Here is a 21,048-nt window from a genome sequence, read left to right as displayed (position 1 = left end):
CCTCAGACGAGACCCAGGCCACCGACCGCGAGGTCGATCAGCTTGATGCCGACAAAAGGTGCCACAAGGCCGCCAAGGCCATAGACGGCGAGGTTGCGTGCAAGCAGCGGCCCCGCGCCCATCGGGCGATAGGTGACGCCCTTGAGCGCGAGCGGCACGAGCAGCGGGATGATCAGCGCGTTGAAGATGATCGCCGACAGGATCGCGCTCTCGGGGCTGGTCAGCCCCATCACGTTGAGCACGCCCAACCCGGGATACAGCACGATGAACATCGCGGGGATGATCGCGAAATATTTGGCGACGTCGTTGGCGACCGAGAAGGTCGTCAGCGCCCCCCGCGTCATCAGCAACTGCTTGCCGAGGCCGACGACCTCGATCAGCTTGGTCGGGTCGCTGTCGAGGTCGACCATATTGCCCGCCTCGCGCGCCGCCTGCGTCCCGGTGTTCATCGCGACGCCGACGTTGGCCTGCGCGAGCGCCGGCGCGTCGTTGGTGCCGTCGCCGCACATCGCGACGAGCCGCCCGCCCTGCTGTTCCTTGCGGATCAGCTCGAGCTTGTCCTCGGGCGTCGCCTGCGCGAGGAAATCGTCGACTCCGGCCTCTGCTGCGATTGCCGCCGCGGTGAGCGGATTGTCGCCGGTGATCATCACCGTGCGGATGCCCATCGCGCGCAGCTCGCCAAAGCGTTCGCGAATGCCCGCCTTCACGATGTCCTTGAGGAAAATCGCGCCGAGCAGCTGCCCGTCCTTCGCGACCGCGAGCGGCGTGCCGCCCGCGCGCGCGATTTCGTCGGTGATACGGCGGAGTTCGGTCGCGGCGGCGGTCGCCTCCGCACCCGGATTGGCCTTCAGCACCGAGTCCACCGCGCCCTTCTGGATCACGCTGCCCGCGAGCTTGATGCCCGAGATGCGCGTCTGCGCGGTGAAGGGAATGATCTCGGCGCCCCCGGGCAAGTCGGTCATCGTCTGGCCGAACTTCTCGCGCGCCAGTGCGACGATCGAGCGGCCCTCGGGGGTTTCGTCGGCGAGGCTCGCCAGCAACGCGGCCTCCGAAAGCACCGTTATCGACTGGCCGCCGACCGGGCGGAACTCGGTCGCCTGACGGTCGCCGACGGTGATCGTGCCGGTCTTGTCGAGCAGCAGGACATCGACGTCGCCCGCCGCCTCGACCGCGCGCCCCGACTTGGCGAGCACATTGAAGCGCACGAGGCGGTCCATCCCTGCGATGCCGATGGCGGAGAGCAAAGCCGCGATCGTCGTCGGAATGAGCGTGATCAACAGCGCCGCGAGGATCGCAACGGGAATGCTGCCGCCCGCATAGCTTGCAAAGCTGGGGATCGTGCCGACCGCGATCAGGAAGATGATCGTGAGGCCGACGAGCAGCAGGGTCAGCGCGATTTCGTTCGGCGTCTTCTGCCGCTCGGCGCCCTCGACAAGCGCGATCATCCGGTCGAGGAAGCCCTGTCCCGGATTGACCGTCACCTGGACGCGGATCTCGTCGGAGATGACGCGCGTGCCCGCAGTGACCGCCGAGCGGTCGCCACCGGCTTCGCGGATCACCGGCGCGCTTTCGCCGGTGATCGCCGCTTCGTTGACCGACGCGACGCCGCCGACGACTTCGCCGTCCGACGGGATCAGGTCGCCCGTCTCGACGAGCACGATGTCGCCGACCCGTAACGCGCTGGCGAGAACGCTTTCATACGCCTTCCCTTCGCCCTTCAGCTTCTTGGCGGTCAGTTCGGCCTTGGTGGCGCGCAGCGAGGCGGCCTGCGCCTTGCCGCGCCCTTCGGCGAGCGCTTCGGCGAAGGTGCCGAAAAGCACCGTCAGCCAGAGCCAGATCACCAGCTGCAGCTTGAAGCCCGTCGCGAGGCTGTCCTGACCGACGACGAGCAGCACCGTCAGCAAGGTCGCCACGACCGCGGTGGTGAACATCACCGGGTTGCGGATCAGCTCTTTGGGATTGAGTTTGCGGAAGGCGTCACCGATCGCCGGAACGATCAGCTCTGCGGTGAACAGGGATTTGGTTTCGGACCGAGCCATTTGCATGGATCCTTAAAAGAGCTGGCCGTTGATCATCGCGAGATGATCGGCGATGGGGCCGAGCGCGAGGCTGGGCAGGAAGGTCAGGCCGCCGACGATCAGCACGATGCCGACGAGCAGGCCCGTCCACAGCGGCCCCGTCGTCGGGAAGCTGCCCGCCGACTCCGGCGTATATTTCTTCGCCGCCAGGCCGCCCGCGATGGCCAGCATGGGGATGATGATGAAGAAACGGCCGATCCACATCGCGGCGCCCAGCATGCCATTATAGAAAGGCGTGTTGGCGGTGAGGCCCGCAAAGGCCGACCCGTTGTTCGCGACGGCGCTGGTGAAGGCGTAGAGGATTTCCGAGAAACCATGCGGCCCCTTGTTCAGCGGCCCCGCCAACCCCGCCTCGGTGACCGACGCGATCGCCGTGAAGCCGAGGATGATGAGCGGCAAGACCGCGATCGCGAGCACCGCGAGCTTGACCTCGCGCGCCTCGATCTTCTTGCCGACATATTCGGGGGTGCGCCCGACCATCAGCCCCGCGACGAAGATCGCGAGGATCGCGAAGAGCAGGAAGCCATAGATGCCCGCGCCGACGCCGCCGATCACGACTTCGCCGAGCTGCATGTTGAACAGCGGGATCATCCCGCCAAGCGCGGTAAAGCTGTCGTGCATGCCGTTGACCGCCCCGCACGAGGCGGCGGTGGTGACGACCGCGAACAGCGCCGTCTGCGCGATGCCGAAGCGAACCTCCTTGCCTTCCATATTGCCGCCCATGGCGCCAAGGTTGTGGAGGATCGGATTGCCCGCAGCTTCCTGCCAATAGGTGATGGCGGTGCCCGCAACGAACAGCGTCATCATCGCGGCAAGGATCGCCCAGCCCTGGCGCTGATTTCCGACGGCCTTGCCGAAGGTCCAGGTGAGCCCGACGCCGATCGCGAAGATCGACAGCATCTGGACGAGGTTGGTGAGCGCGGTGGGATTTTCGAACGGGTGCGCGCTGTTCGCGTTGAAGAAGCCGCCGCCGTTGGTGCCGAGCAGCTTGATCGCTTCCTGCGAAGCAACCGGACCCAATGCCAGCGTCTGCTTGACCCCCTCGAGCGTCGTCACGTCGACCGATCCCGCCAGCGTCTGCGGCACGCCGCTCGCGATATAGAAGATCGCGATGGCGACGCAGACCGGGAGCAGCAGATAGAGCGTCACGCGCGTCATATCGGCCCAGAAGTTGCCGATCGTCTTCATCTCGCGCCGCGCGAAACCGCGGAACAGTGCGAAAGCGAGCGCGATGCCCGTCGCCGCCGACAGGAAGTTGTGGATGGTCAGGCCCAGCATCTGGCTGAGGTTCGACATCGTCGATTCGCCGCCATAGCTTTGCCAGTTGGTGTTGGCGGTGAAGCTGATCGTCGTGTTGAACGCGAGATGCTCGCTGACCCCGTCATAACCGAGCGGATTGAGCGGCAGCACGCCCTGCAGGCGCAGGATCGCATAGGTGAAGAGCGCGAGCGCCGCGTTGAAGATCAGCATGTGGACCGCGTAACGGCGCCATCCCTGCTCTTCCTTGGGGTCGATCCCCGACAGGCGATAAAAGCCCGCCTCGACCGGGCCGAGCACGCGATGTAGCGGCGTCCGCCGCCCTTCGTAGAGCGCGAAGAGCCACTGGCCCATCGGCTTGCAGAGCAGGAGCAGGATTGCGACGAACGCGATGATGAGAAACCATCCCTGAAAGGTCATGGGTTCGCCTCCCTTAGAAGCGTTCGGGCCGTGCGAGCACGGCGACGAGATAGATGAGAAGGCCGAGCGCGGTGGCACCCGCGAGCCAGAGGTCGAGAGTCATGGACATCATTCCTTATGCGTCGTCGCACAGGCGCGCGTAGCCGAGGCTCGCGGCGAGCAGGGCGAGGATGATGCCGACCCAGATTAGATCCTGCATGGGTTTGCTCCAGCAAGGCGCCGGCCACGGGAGGTGGCACGAGTCGTCTGCGGACTCCCAAATAGGTGAAGCGCGCGTTTGAATTCGAGAGACCCAAAGTGCGGCTCGCATAGTATTTTCATATGATTTTGCCGATTTTCGGGCAGGCGAGTGCGCGCCGCGAAAACAAATGAAAATACAATGGCCCGCGCCATTCCTCGATCTCGAATCCCTATGCGCAGCTCAATAGATTGCGGGCATCGAGTCCCGGTCTTCGGGGCATCGATTTGAGTAGCCAAGGAGCATCTCACCATGATTTCTGCGATTTCCGCGGAGCCCGACCCAGCCGGGTCGATATTATTCGTCGGCCGCGATGCGGCCGGCCACTGGCTCGTTCAAGGCTGTAAAGGACAGCTCGAAGGCCGGTTCATTTCGCACGCCGCCGCCTGGGCCTTTGCCCGCGCCGAGTGCCGCGGTCTCCCGGGCGCGCGGATCGTCGCCGCGCTGCGGCCGCTGATCCCCGCCGTTTCGTTCGAGCCCTTGCGGCCCGACGAATGCGCAATCGACCGCGCGGCTTGAGGAGGCTCGTCATGCATTATCCCTATATCGCCCCTGCCGGCATCGTCTGGATGGCACCCGCCACAAGCGGGTGGGGAGCGCTGGTGCAAGGCGCGCAAGACCGCGCCGAGAAGGACCGACGCTGGCCCGCGATGCTGCGCAAGCTCAGGGGTCTGCGCAAGCGCGGGCGCCGCAGCATCCGCATCGTCGATGCCGATTGCGGCGCCGGCGAGCTGCTGATCCACGCCGTCCGGCGCGCGCGCGATGGGTTTCGTCGCGATCGAAGGCCGCGGCATCGACGCCGATCCGCGCCTGATCGCCAGCGCGCGCCGCGCCGCCGCGCGGCAGAGCGATCCGGCCATCGGCCTCGTCTTCGAACAGGGCGACCCGGACGACGCGATGCGCGAAGAGGCCGAATATCCGGCCGACCTGCTGCTCTGCCCGGCGTCCGATGCCGACACGCGCGAACGCGCGGCGCTCGCACGAACCGCCGCCGACACCGTCCTGTGGGACCGCAAGGCGAAACAGGAGCGCGGACGGTCATGACCCAGCGCGATCTCCTCTGGCGCACCGCCGGGACCGCCCTCATCGGCGCGGGCTATGTCCTGACGCGTCTCGCCACCGAGGCCGGCGCCGACCTTGTCGGCATCACCGGCCTGCTCGTCGCCGCAGCCGGCCTGCTTCTCGTGCTCGCAGGAAAGAAGGCCGTGCTCGCGCTGCGCGTCGAGCGGAGCCGCCACCGCGAACTGCCGGGCGCGATCCGCGCCTCGCGCCGGGCTCGTCGGGAAGAACCCTGACCCCTCACCATCCAAGGATTAGCTTCATGTCGTCTTTCCATTTGCTCGGCGGCGAAATGCATGCCGAGGCGGTTCCCCTCGCCTCGATCGCCGCAGCGGTCGGCACACCCGCCTATGTCTATTCGGCGCGGAAGCGCTGCGCCACGCGGCGCNCGCCGCGCTCGGCAAGGTGCCGCGCAAGCAGCTGATGTTCGCGGTCAAGGCCAACCCGTCGCCCGCGGTGCTTCGCGTCCTCGCCGATCAGAATTTCGGCGCCGACATCGTATCGGGGGGCGAGCTCGATTGCGCGCTCAGCGCGGGGATTACCGCGAACCACATCGTCTATTCGGGGGTCGGCAAGACCGCGCCCGAACTCATCGCGGCGCTCGATGCCGGGATCGGACGCTTCAATCTGGAACTCGAGCGCGAGGGACAGCTGCTGTCGGCGCTCGCGTCGCAGCGCGGACGACGGGCGCCCGCCCTGCTGCGCATCAACCCCGACGTCGATGCCAGCACGCATGCCAAGATCACGACCGGCCGTCTCGACAGCAAATTCGGCATCCCGATCGACGACGCGCGGGCCATGTATGACCGGCTCGCGGCGCTTCCCGGCCTCGATCTCCACGGCCTCGCGGTTCATATCGGCAGCCAGATCATCGACCTCGCGCCGCTGGAAGCCGCCTATCGCAAGATCGGCGATCTCATCCGCGCGCTGCGCCAGAAGGGGCATCGCGTCTATCATGTCGACCTCGGCGGCGGGCTGGGCGTCTCCTATCGCCCCGGCCTGCCCGGCGCGGATGTCGAAGCCTATGGCGCGATGGTCGCCGAGGTCACGCGCGACTGGGACGCGACATTGCTGTTCGAGCCCGGGCGCTTCATCGCGGCCGAGGCAGGCATCCTCCTGACGCGCGTGTTGTGGGTGAAGCCGGGTGCCCGCCATCCGTTTGTCGTGGTCGACGCGGCGATGAACGACCTCGCGCGTCCCGCGATGTATGACGCGTGGCACGAATTCGCGGCGGTTCGTCCCACCGGCGAAAAGTTCGTGGCCAATATCGTCGGGCCGATCTGCGAAAGCGGCGACACCTTTGCGCGAGAGCGCGAGATTGATCGGGTCCAGGAGGGCGATCTTGCGATGTTCCAGACCGCCGGCGCTTATGGCGCGTCGATGGCATCGACGTATAATTGCCGGGCGATCGCGCCCGAAGTGCTGGTCGATGACAATCGATACGCAACGGTCAGCGAGCGAATGGCCGCGCATCAGGTCCGACGGCAGCGGCTCGCCCCGTGGATGGACGACGGCGCCCCCTCAACCCGCGCCGCGTAACGGTCACGGGCCGGCGTTGAATTCCGCCACCAGGTCGAAGCGGTCGCCGCGAAACAGCTGCCGCACATGCGTCACGACGCGACCCGCGCGCCATGTCGTGCGATCGAGTTCGAGGCAGGCGGCGCCCACACCGGTCGTCAATAGCGCCGCCTCCTTGCGCGTCGGGTTCACAGCGCGGATCACATGGCGCGCCTGGGTCCAGGGGATATGGCCGAGCAGCCACGTTCCCGGCGCCACCCTGGCAAAGTCCGCGTCCGCCGCCTCAGGCACCTCGCCGAGCGCGATGAAGCGGCGCTCGAGCGCAAAGGCTTCGCCTGCCGCCATATGCACACCCTCGATGCGCAGCGCCGGTCCCGCAAGGTCGTCGCCCGCGTCGGCGGTTTCGAGCGACGCCAGCTCCCAGCGATAGGCCTCGCCGCGCGCTGCGATCAGTTCGGCAAGGTCGGGCACGGTCATCACCGCCGAATGAACCGGCGGATGCGCGACGAACGTCCCCGCCTTGCGGCGGCGTTCGACCAGCCCCGACGCCGCAAGTTCGCCGAGCGCCTTGCTCACCGTCGCGCGCGCGCAGCCGTAGCGGGCCGCGAGTTCCTGTTCGGTCGGCACGCGGTCGCCGGGACGCCATTCGCCCGACTGGATCGAGGCGGCGATTTCTTCGCGGATGCGCCGTGCGGGGTTCACGCGAGCAGCCGCGCGACGCACGCGCGATAGGCGGCGTCAATGACATCGGCGTCGACATGGCGTCCGTTCGCGACGCGCTTGACCCCGGCGCGCCAGACGCTGTCGATCGCGCCCGCGCGTGCAGCGAAGATCCAGCGGTCGAGCAGCGTCGCATCGTCGGTTCCGGCAAAGGCAGGGTGATCGAGGTCGAGCGAGACGATGTCGGCGGCGTGGCCGACGGCCAGCCCCGCCGATACACCCAGCGCCTGCGCTCCGCCCTGCACCGCGCGTGCAAACAGATTCGCGCCGACGAAGGGCGCGGCCTCGTCCGCCAGCAACGCCCGCGCCCGCTGCGCCAAACGCTGCGAATATTCGAGCGCGCGGAGCTCCTGCGCCGCGTCGACGAGAATATTGCTGTCGGTGCCGATCCCGAAGTGACCGCCCGCGGCGAGGTAATCGACCGCGGGGAAAATGCCATCGCCCAGATTGCCCTCGGTGATCGGGCACAGCCCCGCGACCGCGCCGCTCGCGGCGAGCCGCTGGACTTCATTCGCATCGAGGTGGGTCGAATGGATCAGGCACCATCGTTCGTCGACCCCGGCGTTATCGAGCAACCACTCGACCGGTCTTGCGCCGCTCCACGCGACGCAGTCGGCAACCTCCTTCACCTGTTCGGCGGCGTGGATATGCACCGGACCCGTCGGCGAGAGCGCCAACAGTGCCGCGAGTTCGTCAGGCGTCACCGCGCGCAGCGAATGCGGCGCAACGCCGATATTGGCGTCGCCCGAGAGCTTGGGCCGCGATGCGTCGAGCAGCGCCGCAAAGCCGTCGACGTCGTTGAGGAAGCGCCGCTGCCCCGGGCTCGGCGCAGCGGCACCAAAATTGCCGTGCGCATAGAAAACCGGGAGCAGCGTCAAACCGATGCCGGTCGCCGCAGTCGCCTGCGCAATCGCACCCGCCATCTCGGCGCGATCGGCATAGGCCGCGCCTGCCGGGTCATGGTGCAGATAGTGAAACTCGCCGACGCGGGTGAAACCCGTTTCGAGCATCTCGGCATAGGCCTGCGCGGTGATAGCCGCGACATCCTCGGGCGTCAGCCGATCGAGGAAGCGGTACATGATTTCGCGCCAGCTCCAGAAATTGTCGTCGGGACGGCTGCGCCGCTCCGACAGCCCCGCCATGCCGCGCTGGAACCCGTGGCTGTGGACGTTGCAGAGACCCGGCAAGCCGACGCGGTGACGATCGTCCTCACGTTCGGCCGCGACGCCGGTCTCGATCGACGCGATCCGGCCGTCGACCAGGCGCACCCGCACGTCCTTTTCCCAGCGATTTTCGATCCATGCGCGTTCGAACCAGAGAGAAGTCATCATCCGTCCTCATATTATGTCTAGACATAATGGCGCATCGGCGCGAGACTGTCCAGATGGAGCAGCTCTGGACGAACGCCCGAATCGCAACGATGGCCGATGACACCCTCGGCCTGATCGACAATGGCGTCGTCGCGGCAAAGGACGGCCGGATCGTCTATGCTGGACCGGCCGATGGCGCTCCTGCGACCGCGCACAAGGTCACCGATTGCAAGGGCCGGCTAATCACCCCCGGCCTGATCGACTGCCACACCCACCTCGTGCACGGCGGCAACCGCGCCAATGAATGGGCGATGCGATTGGCCGGTGCGAGCTATGAGGAGATCGCGCGCGCTGGCGGCGGCATCGTCTCGACGATGCGTGCGACGCGCGAGGCGAGCGAGGAGCAATTGGTTGCCAGCGCCCTTTCCCGCCTCGACGCGCTGATCGCCGAAGGCGTCACCACGATCGAGATCAAGTCGGGTTACGGCCTGTCGACCGGCGACGAACTCAAGATGCTCCGCGCCGCGCGCGCGCTTGGCGAGCGCCGCAATGTCCGCGTCGAGCCAACCTTCCTCGGCGCGCATGCCCTGCCCCCCGAATTTAAGGGCGACAGCGACGCCTATATCGACCTCGTCGTGGGCGAGATGATCCCCGCCGCCGCGCCGCTCGCGACCGCAGTCGACGCCTTTTGCGAGGGCATCGGCTTCTCGCCCGAGCAATGCACGCGCGTGATCGAAACCGCGAAGGCGCACGGTCTCGCGGTCAAGCTTCACGCCGAACAATTGTCGGCGCTCCACGGCAGCGCGCTCGCCGCGCTGCACGGCGCGCTCTCGGCCGACCATCTCGAACATGCGACCGACGACGATGTCCGCGCGATGGCCGCGGCGGGCACCGTCGCGGTGCTGCTTCCCGGCGCCTATTATTTCATGCGCGAAACCAAATTGCCGCCGGTCGAGGCGATGCGCCGCCACGGCACGCGCATCGCGCTCGCGACCGACAACAACCCCGGCACCTCGCCGACCACCTCGCTGCTGCTGATGCTCAACATGGGCGCGACTTTGTTCGGGCTGACGGTGGTCGAAGCGCTGCGCGGCGTCACGGTCAATGCCGCCGCCGCGCTCGGCCTGTCCGCCGAGGTCGGCACACTCGAAGCAGGGAAGGCGTGCGACCTCGCGATCTGGGACGTCACCGACCCCGCCGAGCTCGTCTACCGCATCGGCTTCAACCCGCTTCACCAACGCATCAAGGACGGACAATGATCATCACCCCAGGCGCCATGACGCTCGCAGACTGGCGCGAAATCTATGAGGGCGCGAGCGCCGAACTGAGTGCCGATGCATGGGATGCGATCGACGCGAGCACCGCCGCGGTCGCGCGCATCGTCGCCAAGGGTGCGCCCGTCTATGGCATCAACACCGGCTTCGGAAAGCTCGCGAGCGTGCGCATTGCCGACGACGAGCTTTCGATCCTCCAGCGCAATATCGTGCTCAGCCACGCCGCGGGCACCGGCGCGCCGTCGCCCGCCCCGATCGTGCGGTTGATGATGGCATTGAAGCTCGCGAGCTTCGGCATGGGCGCGTCGGGCGTGAAGCGCGAGACCGTCGCAATGCTCGAAGCGATGCTCGCGAAGGGGCTGACTCCGGTCGTCCCGTCGCAGGGCTCGGTCGGCGCCAGCGGCGACCTTGCGCCGCTATCGCATATGGCGGCGGCGATGATCGGCGTCGGCGCGATCGAGGTCGGCGGCAAGGTGGTTCCGGCAGCCGACGCGCTCGCACAGGCCGGCCTCACCCCGCTCGATCTCGGCCCCAAGGAAGGCCTCGCGCTCCTCAACGGCACGCAATTCTCTACCGCCAATGCGCTCGCGGGCCTGTTCCGCGCCGAAACCGTGTTCCGCTCGGCGCTGATCACCGGCGCGCTTTCGACCGAAGCCGCCAAAGGCTCGGACGCGCCGTTCGATGCGCGCATCCATGCGCTGCGCGGCCATGCGGGCCAGCGCGAGGTCGGCGATACGCTGCGCAATCTGATGGCGGGATCGGCGATCCGCGCCTCGCACGCGGTCGACGATCCGCGCGTGCAGGACCCATACTGCCTCCGCTGCCAGCCGCAGGTGATGGGCGCGGTGCTCGACCTGCTGCGTCAGGCCGCGACGACGCTCGGCATCGAGGCGAATGGCGTCTCGGACAATCCGCTGATCTTCGCCGACACCGACGAGGCGCTGTCGGGGGGCAATTTCCACGCCGAGCCCGTCGCCTTCGCCGCCGACATGATCGCGATGGCCTTGTGCGAGATCGGGTCGATTTCGGAGCGCCGCATCGCGATGCTCGTCGATCCGGCGCTCTCGGGTCTCCCCGCCTTCCTGACCCCGCGCCCCGGGCTCAACTCGGGCTTCATGATCCCGCAGGTGACCGCCGCCGCGCTGGTCAGCGAGAACAAGCAGCGCGCGTACCCCGCAAGCGTCGATTCGATCCCGACCTCGGCGAACCAGGAGGATCATGTGTCGATGGCCGCGCACGGCGCGCGCCGCCTGCTCGAAATGGCCGACAATGTCAGCGCGGTGATCGGCATCGAACTGCTCGCCGCGTGTCAGGGCATCGACTTCCACGCGCCGCTGAAATCGAGCGACGCGCTCGAAGCCGCGCACAAGCATCTGCGCGCGGAGGTGCCCACGCTCGAAGACGACCGCCATTTCCACCCCGACATGGAGGCCGCGACCGCGCTGGTCCGCACGGGCAGCCTCGTCGCCGCGGTGCCCGCCAGCCTGCCGGGCCTCGGCTGATGGACTGGCTGCGCGTCCATCGCGGCGACGCGCCGCTCGTCATCGCCTTCCCGCATGGCGGCACCGACCTTGCGGGTCTCGACGAACAGTATGTCTCGCGCTGGCATGCGCAGATCGACACCGACTGGTGGATCGCCGAACTTTACGCCTTCGCCGCCGATCGGGGCGCGACGCTGGTCGCGACCGACATCTCACGCAGCGTGATCGACATGAACCGCGATCCGTCGGGCGCCTCGCTCTATCCGGGGCAGGCGACGACCGAGCTGTGCCCGACGACGACCTTCGACGGCGATCCGCTCTATCGCTTTGATGTACCGGACGAGGCCGAGATCTTGCAACGGCTGAACTCCTACCACCGGCCCTATCACGAGGCACTGGCCGAAGAACTCGACCGCCTGAAATCGGCGCACGGTAAAGTCGTCCTCTACGACGCGCATTCGATCCGTAGCCATGTCCCCCGCCTGTTCGACGGCGAGCTGCCGCAGTTCAACATCGGCACCAACGGCGGTGCGACCTCAGCCCCCGAACTCGAAACCATCGTCGCGAACATCTGCGCCGCGAGCGGCAAGAGCCATGTCGTCAACGGCCGCTTCAAGGGCGGCTGGACGACACGCCATTACGGCCAGCCCGACGACGGCATCCACGCGATCCAGATGGAGCTGGCGCAGCGCGGTTACATGGCCGAGCCCGCCGAAATCACCCACGCCAACTGGCCGTCCCCTCTCGACTCCAATCCCGCGATCCGGCCCGTGCTGGAGCAAGTGATCGCCGCGACCCTCGATTTTGCGAAAGGAAAAGCATGACCACCCGCCCCCTCAATCAGAGGCTCGACAACAGCCGCGTGATCCGCCCCGCGACGGGCACCGAGATCAGCGCGAAAAGCTGGCTCACCGAAGCGCCGATGCGGATGCTGATGAACAATCTCCACCCCGACGTCGCCGAGGCGCCGCACGAACTCGTCGTCTATGGCGGCATCGGCCGCGCCGCGCGCGATTGGGAAAGCTATGACCGGATCGTCGAGACGCTGAAGCGGCTCGAAGGCGACGAAACCCTGCTCATCCAGTCGGGCAAGCCCGTCGGCGTTTTCCGCACGCACGAGAATGCGCCGCGCGTGTTGCTCGCCAATTCGAACCTCGTCCCCGAATGGGCGAACTGGGACCATTTCCACGAGCTCGATAAAAAGGGCCTGATGATGTACGGCCAGATGACCGCGGGCAGCTGGATCTACATCGGCAGCCAGGGCATCGTTCAGGGAACTTACGAAACCTTCGTCGAAATGGGCCGCCAGCATTATGGCGGCAGCCTTGCCGGCCGCTGGCTGCTCACCGCCGGGCTCGGCGGCATGGGCGGCGCGCAGCCGCTCGCGGCGGTGATGGCGGGCGCCAGCTGCCTCGCGATCGAATGCCAGCCGAGCCGCATCGAGATGCGCCTGCGCACCGGCTACCTCGACAAGCAGGCCTCGAGCATCGACGAGGCGATCGCGATGATCGAGGCAGCCCACGCCGAGGGCAAGCCCGTATCGGTCGGCTTGCTCGGCAACGCCGCCGAAATCCTGCCCGAGATCGTCCGCCGCGGCATCCGCCCCGACCTGCTCACCGACCAGACGTCCGCGCACGATCCGGTCAACGGCTATCTCCCCGCGGGCTGGACCCTCGACGAGTGGTTTTCGAAGCGCGAGAGCGACCCCGCTGCGGTCGCCAAGGCCGCGAAGGCATCGATGGCGGTGCATGTGCAGGCGATGCTCGACCTGCAGGCCGCGGGCGTGCCGACCACCGACTATGGCAATAATATCCGCCAGGTGGCGAAGGACGAGGGCGTCGAGAATGCGTTCGACTTCCCGGGGTTCGTCCCCGCCTATGTCCGTCCTCTCTTCTGCCGCGGTATCGGCCCCTTCCGCTGGGTCGCGCTCTCGGGCGATCCCGAGGACATCTACAAGACCGACGCCAAGGTGAAGGAACTGCTCCCCGACAACAAGCATCTCCACAACTGGCTCGACATGGCGCGCGAGAAGATCCGGTTTCAGGGCCTGCCCGCGCGCATCTGCTGGGTCGGGCTCGGCGACCGCCACCGGCTCGGCCTTGCTTTCAACGAGATGGTTGCGTCGGGCGAACTCAAAGCCCCCGTCGTTATCGGCCGCGACCATCTGGACTCGGGCTCGGTCGCCTCGCCCAACCGCGAGACCGAAGCGATGCGCGACGGGTCGGATGCAGTTTCGGACTGGCCGCTACTCAACGCCCTCCTCAACACCGCGTCGGGCGCGACGTGGGTGTCGCTCCACCACGGCGGCGGCGTCGGCATGGGCTATTCGCAGCATAGCGGCATGGTAATCGTCGCCGACGGCACCCCCGAAGCGGCGAAACGCCTCGAGCGCGTGCTGTGGAACGACCCGGGCACCGGCGTGATGCGCCACGCCGACGCGGGTTACGACATCGCGATCGACTGCGCGCGCGAGAAGGGTCTCGACCTGCCGAGCATCTAGCGCTTGTTTCAGTTGCACCGAAACAGCTTCGCATCCTAAGGCTCTCCCCGACGATCAGGGGAGAGCCAGACGCCGATGTCCGAAGCCCAGCCGCAGAGCCATCCCGAAATCCGCGACGCGGTACGCCGCCTGTGCGCCGATTTTCCCGGCGAATATTGGCAAAGGCTCGACCGCGACCGCATCTATCCGACCGAGTTCGTCCGCACGCTCACCGAGGCGGGTTTCCTGTCGGTCCTGATCCCCGAAGCCTATGGCGGGTCGGGCCTCGGCCTCGGCGCGGCGACCGCAGTGCTCGAGGAAATCCACCGTTCGGGCTGCAACGGCGGCGCTTGCCACGCGCAGATGTACACGATGGGCACCTTGCTGAAACACGGGTCGGAGGCGCAGAAGCAAGCCTATCTGCCCGCCATCGCCCGCGGCGAGCTCCGCCTGCAGGCGTTCGGTGTCACCGAACCGACCGCGGGCACCGACACGACGCGCATCCGCACCTTCGCCAAGCGGGTCGGCGACAAATATATCGTCAACGGACAGAAGATCTGGATCAGCCGCGCCGAACATTCGGACCTGATGGTCCTGCTCTGCCGCACCACGCCGCGCGAGGAATGCGCCAAGCCCTCCGACGGGATGAGCGTCCTCCTCGTCGACATGCGCGAGGCAGAGGGTAACGGCCTGACGATCCGCCCGGTGCGCACGATGCTCAACCATGCAACGACCGAGCTGTTCTTCGACGATCTCGAGGTCCCCGTCGCGAACCTCATCGGCGAGGAGGGCAAGGGCTTTCGCTACATCCTCTCGGGCATGAACGCCGAGCGCATCCTCATCGCCTCCGAATGCATCGGCGACGGGCGCTTCTTCATCGACCGCGCCACCGCCTATGCCAAGGACCGCGAGGTCTTCGGCCGCGCGATTGGCACCAATCAGGGCATCCAGTTCCCGATCGCGCGCGCTTATGTGCAGATCGCCGCCGCCGCCGAGATGGTCGACAAGGCCGCGCGCCTGTTCGACGCCGGGCAGGATGGCGGAACCGAGGCGAATATGGCCAAGATGCTGGCGTCCGAGGCGAGCTGGTATGCCGCCGACATGTGCGTGCAGACGCACGGCGGCTTCGGCTTTGCCGAGGAATATGACATCGAGCGCAAATTCCGCGAGACGCGGCTCTATCAGGTCGCGCCGATCAGCACGAATTTGATCCTGAGCCATGTCGCGACGCACGCGCTCGGCCTGCCCAAGAGCTTCTGAGCCGGTGGACGATTATTCCGCCTGGGTCGGCCGCAGCGAAACGCGCGAGGATGTCGCGGCTGCGGCACCGCTCGCCGGCCTTGCCGCATTGCTCGACCATGACATTTCACCTTGGGCGCCCGGCACCGTGCCGCCGCTGGCCCATTGGCTCTATTTCCTGCCCACCGCGCGCCAGTCGGCGATCGGCGACGACGGTCACCCGCGCCGCGACGGCGCGGGCCTGCTCCCGCCCGTCCCGCTCCCGCGCCGCATGTGGGCGGGCAGCCGCATCGAGTTCCTCGCACCGATCGCGGTCGGTGCGGCGCTGACCCGTGTCACCACGATCGACGCGATCAAGCCCAAGCGCGGCGCGAGCGGCGACCTGCTCTTCGTGACGCTGCGCCACGACATCGCAGCGGATGGCGTCGCCGCGATCCGCGAGGAGCAGGACATCGTCTTTCGCGAACCCGCGACAACAGCGCCCGCGCCCACGCCGGCCGCAGCAATCGAACCCGAGCCCGCCGACGCGGTGCGCAGCCTATCGCCCGATCCGGTACTCCTGTTCCGCTATTCGGCGCTCACCTTCAACGCCCACCGCATCCACTACGACCGCGACTATGCGCAGCGTGTCGAGGGCTATGCGGGGCTCGTCGTCCACGGCCCGCTGATCGCAACCTTGCTGATGGATCACTTCCTGCGCACCGCGCCCGATGCGAACCCCCGCCGTTTCAGCTTCCGCGCCGAGGCACCGCTGATCGACGGCGCGCCCTTCGACCTCTGCCTCGCCCGCGATGGCGATGCGACGCGATTGTGGGCACGCGACGCGGCGGGACGCACGACGATGCGTGCCGACGTCGCATAGCGGGACCCGGCCCAAGCAAATCCACCCACCGAGATCATCTGGGTATTTCTCCGCCCCCGACATTGCCAATTCGCAAAGCGGGTCATGCCGCGGCGGACCATGATCGCCTTGTTCGCACCGATGCGGACGGAGTCGGGGAGGATCCGCATCAGCCATGCCGATCGGCATCGCGCGCCATCCCCTTTTTGTAAGGAGAGTAGCCATGATCAAGAAAGTCATGCTGGCGGTGTCGACGCTGGCGCTTGCCGTCTCGGCCGCACCTGCGATCGCGCAGGGTCAAGACCAGGACAATGACAACACCACGACCGGTGCCTCTGGCAACAACAGCGACACCGTCGTCGTCAACGACCTGATCGACCTGTTCGTCCAGGACAATGCCGCCGACACCTTCTCGGATGACGATCAGGACAATGACGGCAATGGTTCGTTCAACGGCAACAGCTTCGTTGTTGCGACCCAGTCATTGAGCGCGACCAACACCAACCAGAATCTCGACGAAGTCGTCGACATGGATGGTGAAGACGACAGCGACACGAATGTCGGCTATCAGAGCGGCAACAACTCGGTGACCGGCAGCGCCTTCGCGGCCTATGCCGGCATTCTGAACGCCGCCTGGAACACGGGCATCAACGCCAACACCCAAGCAGCGACCAACATCGCGGCGAGCGGCACTGTCAGCTTCGGCGACAGCGGCGGCAACGGTGGTGCCGGCGGCGGCGCTGGCGGCGACTAAGAGTCCCCCCCGGATGGCCGGCCCGGCACCACTGGCGGGCCGGCCATTTCCCGAATTTTCGCTTTCAAGGAGCGCCCGCGTCATGAAACCCCCGATCGTCCCGGCCCTGCTGGTCCTGGCAGGCCTGTCCGTGCCCGTATCGGCGCAGCTGCCCCCGCCCGAAGCTGCGACCCCGCACGTGGTCGAGGCCGTCCCGGCCGAAGCCTATGCAGCCCCGGCGATCGCGGTGCGGTCCGAACGCAAATCGCCGATGCTGAAAGACAAAGAGCTCGACACGCTGCGCGGCGGCCAGTCGCTCGTCATCACCAATCAGACGATGGACTCGATCGTCAGCGGCAACGTCCTCAAGGGCGACTATACCGCGGGTGCCGTCACGCTGAGCGATTTCGCGCTTTCCAATTTCAACGGTGTCGGCAATCTGCTGATCAACACCGGTGCGCAGGTCAGTGCCCAGAGCGGCATGAACCTGACCATCAACCTCGGCGATTGAATTCGCCATGCGGCCCATGCGCGCCTTGATCGCGGGCATGCTCTGCGCCCTTGCTGCGGCGCCCGCCGCCGCCGAGGTCCGGCTGACCGGACCCGAAACGGGCGGCAATTACCAGCTTCAGGTGATGACCTGGTGGGATATTCCTTTCCGCTCGGTCGTTCGCCAGCGCTATGATTTCAGCTGCGGTTCCGCCGCGATCGCGACCTTGCTCACCTATCATTATGGCGCGCCGACATCGGAGGCGATGCCTTTCCGCGCGATGTGGAAAACGGGCGACCGCGAGGCGATCCGCAAGGTCGGCTTCTCGATGCTCGACATGAAAAACTATCTCGCCTCGCGCGGCTTTCGCGCCGAGGGCTTCCGGATCACCGCCGAGCAATTGAAGCAGGTGAAGCGCCCGACGATCGTCCTGATGGACCTCAAGGGCTTCAAGCATTTCGTGGTCGTCAAAGGCGTCCGCGGCGACCGCGTGCTCACCGGCGATTCGGTCCTCGGCCTCAACGAATATTCGCTCAGCGATTTCGAGAAGCATTGGAACGGCATCGCGCTGGCGATCGTCGAGGGCGGCAAGAAGCGCCCGTCCTTCAACCTTGCCGGCGACTGGGGCCCCTGGTCGCAGGCGCCGCTCGAAGATGAGGGCGCGCTTCGCGTTTCGATCAGCGATCTGACGACCAACCTTCCCCCGCAATATCAGCTGACGCCGCAGATCCTGCTCGACGTGCGCGTCGGCACCGTGAAATGAGGCCGACCATGTCCCCCCGCATCCTCCTGCTCGCCTTCGCGCCCGTGCTCCTCGCGGCGAGCGAGCCCGCGGCCGACGATCCGCTTGTGGACGCCGAGACGGTATCGGACGAGGTGCTTGCGACGCAGCGCGGCGGTTTTGCCTTTCAGGGCATGGTGATCGCCTTCGGTGCGGATATTCGCAGCTTCGTGAACGACGAACTTGCGCTCCGCACGATCGTCAGCTGGACCCCCCAGGGATCCTCGATCGAACGCTTCGTGTCGCCGGCGCTGACCGCGGTCGACGCGGCGCAGATCCAGGGCGGCATCTTGACCAGCGGCGGCATCACCATGCGCGTGGGCGATGAACCGGTATTCCTCGCGAACAATGGCCAGACCGCGCTGATCCAGCGCACCGACGCGATCCAGAATGTCCTGATCAACACCGCCAGCAACGTCTCGCTGAACCAGCAGGTCGACGCCGTACTCGACATCAGCGGCTATGAAGGGTTCCGCGACGCGCTGGCGTCGACGCGGATGAGCGATGCGATCGGCGCTGTGATGGGCGCGCAGACGGTCGGCGCGCTCGGCAACTGAACGACCCCCCGCCCCTGTTTCGACAGGGACGGTTCACCTCGCCCCGCCTCTTTTGGCGGGGCTTCTTTATGTGGTTCTTATCGGGTTGGGCTCGACCGCCCGGATCATAGTTTCCCGCCGAACGGCATGCGCAGCGTGATCGACACGTCGGGCGCATCCTCGGTCACGCCGATCTCGAAACCCATGTTCAGAACGTCGCGCTCGGTCAGGCGGTACGACATGCCGAAATTGAGCGAACCGACGTGGATATAGTTGGATTTCTGATGCGTATCGCCGATCTCGGTCTTGGTCGGGAAGATATAATTGTGCCGGTAACCCAGCGAGAAGGAGAAGCGCGGGTTGAGCGCGAAACCGAAGCCGATATTGGCCGAAACCGCATCGCCCGGATCGACGCGCCCGATCAGCACCTCGCCGACCAGTTTGTTCACGTCGCGCGGGATATGATAGAGATAGGCCGCGCCCCCGTAGATCACCGCGGGATCCGACGGCATCAAGAAATTGAGCCCCGGCTGCACCGCCCAGAAACCCGACCCGGTGGCGAGTCCCGTCGCGACACCGAATTCGTCGTAGCCGACCTCGAACGGCCCCTTGCCCGTGTCCGACTTCACACGCAGCGTCCCGACGAAGATCGGCTTTTGCCCGACCGGGCGATTGAATTGATAGCGCAGCGAGAATTCGGCGTCGCCGACCCCGTCCTCGCGCAGCGCGATCGACCGGACGATGCCTTCGTCGCGCTGCTGGACGACCTCGATCCGGTCGTTGCGATAGAGATAGGGAATGCGCACCTCAGCCTCGAGCCGGTCGCTGATGCCGTAGCGCAGCGAGGCCGTGCCGACGAGCGTGTCGCGGTCGGCGTCGGTCGCCTCGATCAGCCCGATCTGGATCCCCGGGATCAGCTCGATCCCGCGAAAGACGAGACGGTTGGTGGACGAACGCGTATATTCGAACGAGGGTTCGAAAATGAGGTTGCCGGCGCGCGTCAGCACGCCCTGTCCTTCGGGAACTGCGGCGACGCGTTCGGCGGTCGACTCGCTCGGCGGCGGCGCCTCGCCGACCGGCGCATCGGGCAGCGCGACCGCGTCGCTGCCGGGGCCCGGAAGCGCGGGGCCGGCAATGCCTTGCCCCATGCCGGTCCCGCGGAACATGTCGAGCTGCGCCTCGGCGAGCGCGAAGGACGAGAGCCGGTCGATCTGCGCCTGCTGGGTGATAAGCTGTCCCTGCATTTTCACGATATGCTGCCGCTGCTCGGCGAGCATCACATTCTGCTGGTCGATCAGCGCGCGCTGCTCGGCGATGATCCGGCGCTGCGCGTCGATCTCGCTCTCGACGCTCGCGGCGGGCGGGTTTTCGGGGGCGCCGTCCGGGGCCGCAGCCGCCGCGTTCCACGTCGGCGCGGTATCGAGAAAGGGAAGCGCATCGCACAGGCATTCGAGCGGCGGCGCTTCATACGCCTTCGCTTGCGAGGGCGCAAAAACGGCCGACAGGCCAACAGCTGCCACACCCATATGGCGCAGCACGGGCGGCGCTGACAGATTGGTCATGCGCCTGCCCCCTGCCCGGTGAAGGTTCGCCGCGGCTGCATCGCGCGCATATTGTCGATCGCGACGCCCATTTCTTCGCCGGCTATGGCGCGCAGCCCGTCGAGGTCGACCAGCCGGCACAATTGTGGCCCCTCCAGCTCGATCAGGCCCTGGCGAACAAAGCCCGAGATCGTCCGGCTGACCGTATGGATCGTCAGACCCAGATGGTCGGCAATATCGCCGCGCGTCATCGGCAAGGGAATGCTGCCGAGCGCCGACAGCCGCTTCGCCGCGATCAACAGGAACGCCGCGACGCGTTCATTGGCGTTGCGGCGGCCGAGCAGGAATATACATTGGTTCGCGCTGTCCAGCGCGCGTTCGAGCGCCCGGTTCTGCCCGAGCGAATCGGGATCGCCATTGAGCGCCGGGCGGCGGGTCAGGATCGTGTTGGTGACCGCTTCGGCCGCCGCGTCGCGCGCGCCATATCCGACGCCGAACACATCGCCCTGATAGAAAAACCCCGTCAGCTGACGGTGCCCGTCGACATGGAAATGACAGGTCCTGACGGTGCCCGAGATGACTTCGAACCAGCAATCGCCGGGATCCCCCTGCGAGAAAATAATCTCGCCTTTCCGGAATTTTAGGATGGTGTCCTGCGGAATCGCCCCGCGTTGAAATTCTGCCGACAGACCTTGCACGCCACGTCTCCAATCTGGAATTGGTATTTGCGGCGACCCCGTTTGCGAGTCTCATCTGCCTTTGCGGGTGCTGAATCCATCCGCATAAAAACCAAGGAATTCGTGTGTATGAACAGCCTAGGAAAATCACTTACGTAAATTTCCTTAGCATTTCAGGATATATTAGTGCTGAATTTCAGTATCATAGCTATATTGGCATGCGCCGTGCCGTTATATGCTTAATTAGCTTCGGTTAATTGATAAACAGCGCACAAACATATATCATCGAAGGCAGAGCAGGTGGGTTGCGGCAATTGCCGCGCAAAAGATGCTCGTCGGTCGCACTGTGTCTACGCCTTGGGTGTCAGGGGATTGC

General features: G+C 66.3%; 20 protein-coding genes and 1 pseudogene. 14 read left to right on the top strand and 7 right to left on the bottom strand.

From position 1 onward, the window contains the following. Nucleotides 1–2: 2 nt before the first annotated feature. Genes kdpB through kdpF form a run of 3 tightly spaced genes read right to left on the bottom strand, consistent with a single transcriptional unit; the run spans nt 3 to nt 3,858 of the window. On the bottom strand, nt 3–2,039 hold the full coding sequence (gene kdpB / locus ACTJI5_RS09920) for a potassium-transporting ATPase subunit KdpB (RefSeq protein ID WP_440860177.1): 2,037 nt from the start codon (nt 2,037–2,039) through the stop codon (nt 3–5). Between the two features lie 12 nt (nt 2,040–2,051). Further along, on the bottom strand, nt 2,052–3,755 hold the full coding sequence (kdpA, locus tag ACTJI5_RS09915; protein WP_440860176.1) for a potassium-transporting ATPase subunit KdpA: 1,704 nt from the start codon (nt 3,753–3,755) through the stop codon (nt 2,052–2,054). A 13-nt stretch (nt 3,756–3,768) separates the two neighbouring features. After that, entirely contained in the window at nt 3,769–3,858 is a 90-nt protein-coding gene (kdpF, locus tag ACTJI5_RS09910; RefSeq protein ID WP_039576313.1) for a K(+)-transporting ATPase subunit F, read from the bottom strand. A 387-nt stretch (nt 3,859–4,245) separates the two neighbouring features. Between kdpF and ACTJI5_RS09905 the strand changes: the two genes are divergently transcribed. The 4 genes and pseudogenes from ACTJI5_RS09905 (at nt 4,246) to lysA (ending at nt 6,591) form a co-directional block, all read left to right on the top strand. Further along, nucleotides 4,246–4,512, top strand: a complete 267-nt coding sequence (locus ACTJI5_RS09905; protein WP_440860175.1) for a hypothetical protein — start codon at nt 4,246–4,248, stop codon at nt 4,510–4,512. Between the two features lie 243 nt (nt 4,513–4,755). After that, a complete protein-coding gene (locus ACTJI5_RS09900; RefSeq protein WP_440860174.1) occupies nt 4,756–5,037 on the top strand; it encodes a hypothetical protein in 282 nt (93 codons plus the stop codon). Next, nucleotides 5,034–5,288, top strand: coding sequence for a hypothetical protein (locus ACTJI5_RS09895; RefSeq protein WP_310255261.1), 255 nt, complete (start codon nt 5,034–5,036; stop codon nt 5,286–5,288). The genes ACTJI5_RS09900 and ACTJI5_RS09895 overlap by 4 nt, the downstream gene beginning before the upstream one ends. A 26-nt stretch (nt 5,289–5,314) precedes the next feature. Further along, nucleotides 5,315–6,591 (top strand): annotated as a pseudogene (lysA, locus tag ACTJI5_RS09890) (diaminopimelate decarboxylase). Nucleotides 6,592–6,594: 3 nt separating this feature from the next. Here the strand turns inward: lysA and ACTJI5_RS09885 are convergent. After that, nucleotides 6,595–7,272 carry a UTRA domain-containing protein gene (locus ACTJI5_RS09885; protein ID WP_058537297.1) on the bottom strand — a complete coding sequence of 226 codons (678 nt, stop codon included), beginning with the start codon at nt 7,270–7,272 and terminating at the stop codon, nt 6,595–6,597. After that, nucleotides 7,269–8,618, bottom strand: coding sequence for a formimidoylglutamate deiminase (locus ACTJI5_RS09880; protein ID WP_440860327.1), 1,350 nt, complete (start codon nt 8,616–8,618; stop codon nt 7,269–7,271). The genes ACTJI5_RS09885 and ACTJI5_RS09880 overlap by 4 nt, the downstream gene beginning before the upstream one ends. 29 nt (nt 8,619–8,647) lie before the next feature. Between ACTJI5_RS09880 and hutI the strand changes: the two genes are divergently transcribed. The 10 genes from hutI to ACTJI5_RS09830 all read left to right on the top strand — a co-directional run bounded on the left by hutI (nt 8,648) and on the right by ACTJI5_RS09830 (nt 18,475). Then, on the top strand, nt 8,648–9,859 hold the full coding sequence (hutI, locus tag ACTJI5_RS09875) for an imidazolonepropionase (RefSeq protein WP_440860173.1): 1,212 nt from the start codon (nt 8,648–8,650) through the stop codon (nt 9,857–9,859). Next, nucleotides 9,856–11,376, top strand: a complete 1,521-nt coding sequence (gene hutH / locus ACTJI5_RS09870; protein ID WP_440860172.1) for a histidine ammonia-lyase — start codon at nt 9,856–9,858, stop codon at nt 11,374–11,376. Before hutI ends, hutH begins: the two co-directional genes overlap by 4 nt. Continuing rightward, on the top strand, nt 11,376–12,179 hold the full coding sequence (hutG, locus tag ACTJI5_RS09865) for an N-formylglutamate deformylase (RefSeq protein ID WP_440860171.1): 804 nt from the start codon (nt 11,376–11,378) through the stop codon (nt 12,177–12,179). The genes hutH and hutG overlap by 1 nt, the downstream gene beginning before the upstream one ends. Next, nucleotides 12,176–13,855 carry a urocanate hydratase gene (gene hutU / locus ACTJI5_RS09860; RefSeq protein ID WP_440860170.1) on the top strand — a complete coding sequence of 560 codons (1,680 nt, stop codon included), beginning with the start codon at nt 12,176–12,178 and terminating at the stop codon, nt 13,853–13,855. The genes hutG and hutU overlap by 4 nt, the downstream gene beginning before the upstream one ends. A 75-nt stretch (nt 13,856–13,930) precedes the next feature. Then, nucleotides 13,931–15,094, top strand: a complete 1,164-nt coding sequence (locus ACTJI5_RS09855) for an acyl-CoA dehydrogenase family protein (protein ID WP_440860169.1) — start codon at nt 13,931–13,933, stop codon at nt 15,092–15,094. 4 nt (nt 15,095–15,098) lie between these two features. Then, on the top strand, nt 15,099–15,935 hold the full coding sequence (locus ACTJI5_RS09850; protein ID WP_440860168.1) for an FAS1-like dehydratase domain-containing protein: 837 nt from the start codon (nt 15,099–15,101) through the stop codon (nt 15,933–15,935). 202 nt (nt 15,936–16,137) lie between these two features. Beyond that, complete coding sequence (locus ACTJI5_RS09845; protein WP_037516455.1) at nt 16,138–16,668, top strand: hypothetical protein; 531 nt, start codon at nt 16,138–16,140, stop codon at nt 16,666–16,668. A gap of 82 nt (nt 16,669–16,750) precedes the next feature. Beyond that, entirely contained in the window at nt 16,751–17,158 is a 408-nt protein-coding gene (locus ACTJI5_RS09840; protein WP_440860167.1) for a hypothetical protein, read from the top strand. A 7-nt stretch (nt 17,159–17,165) separates the two neighbouring features. Then, nucleotides 17,166–17,900 (top strand): C39 family peptidase, encoded by a 735-nt coding sequence (locus ACTJI5_RS09835; protein ID WP_310255250.1) that lies wholly within the window; start codon nt 17,166–17,168, stop codon nt 17,898–17,900. A gap of 8 nt (nt 17,901–17,908) precedes the next feature. Continuing rightward, nucleotides 17,909–18,475, top strand: a complete 567-nt coding sequence (locus tag ACTJI5_RS09830; protein ID WP_058537307.1) for a hypothetical protein — start codon at nt 17,909–17,911, stop codon at nt 18,473–18,475. Between the two features lie 104 nt (nt 18,476–18,579). Here the strand turns inward: ACTJI5_RS09830 and ACTJI5_RS09825 are convergent, their stop codons facing one another. Together ACTJI5_RS09825 and ACTJI5_RS09820 are read right to left on the bottom strand one after the other, a co-directional pair. After that, complete coding sequence (locus ACTJI5_RS09825; RefSeq protein ID WP_440860166.1) at nt 18,580–20,016, bottom strand: hypothetical protein; 1,437 nt, start codon at nt 20,014–20,016, stop codon at nt 18,580–18,582. Continuing rightward, on the bottom strand, nt 20,013–20,693 hold the full coding sequence (locus ACTJI5_RS09820) for a helix-turn-helix domain-containing protein (protein ID WP_058537309.1): 681 nt from the start codon (nt 20,691–20,693) through the stop codon (nt 20,013–20,015). The genes ACTJI5_RS09825 and ACTJI5_RS09820 overlap by 4 nt, the downstream gene beginning before the upstream one ends. Nucleotides 20,694–21,048: the final 355 nt, after the last annotated feature.

Origin of the sequence: Sphingopyxis sp. 22461 (genome assembly GCF_052044915.1) — a bacterium.
GTDB lineage: Bacteria > Pseudomonadota > Alphaproteobacteria > Sphingomonadales > Sphingomonadaceae > Sphingopyxis.
The sequence above is the reverse complement of the archived record's forward strand: the minus strand, read 5'-3'. Positions and strand labels throughout refer to the sequence as shown.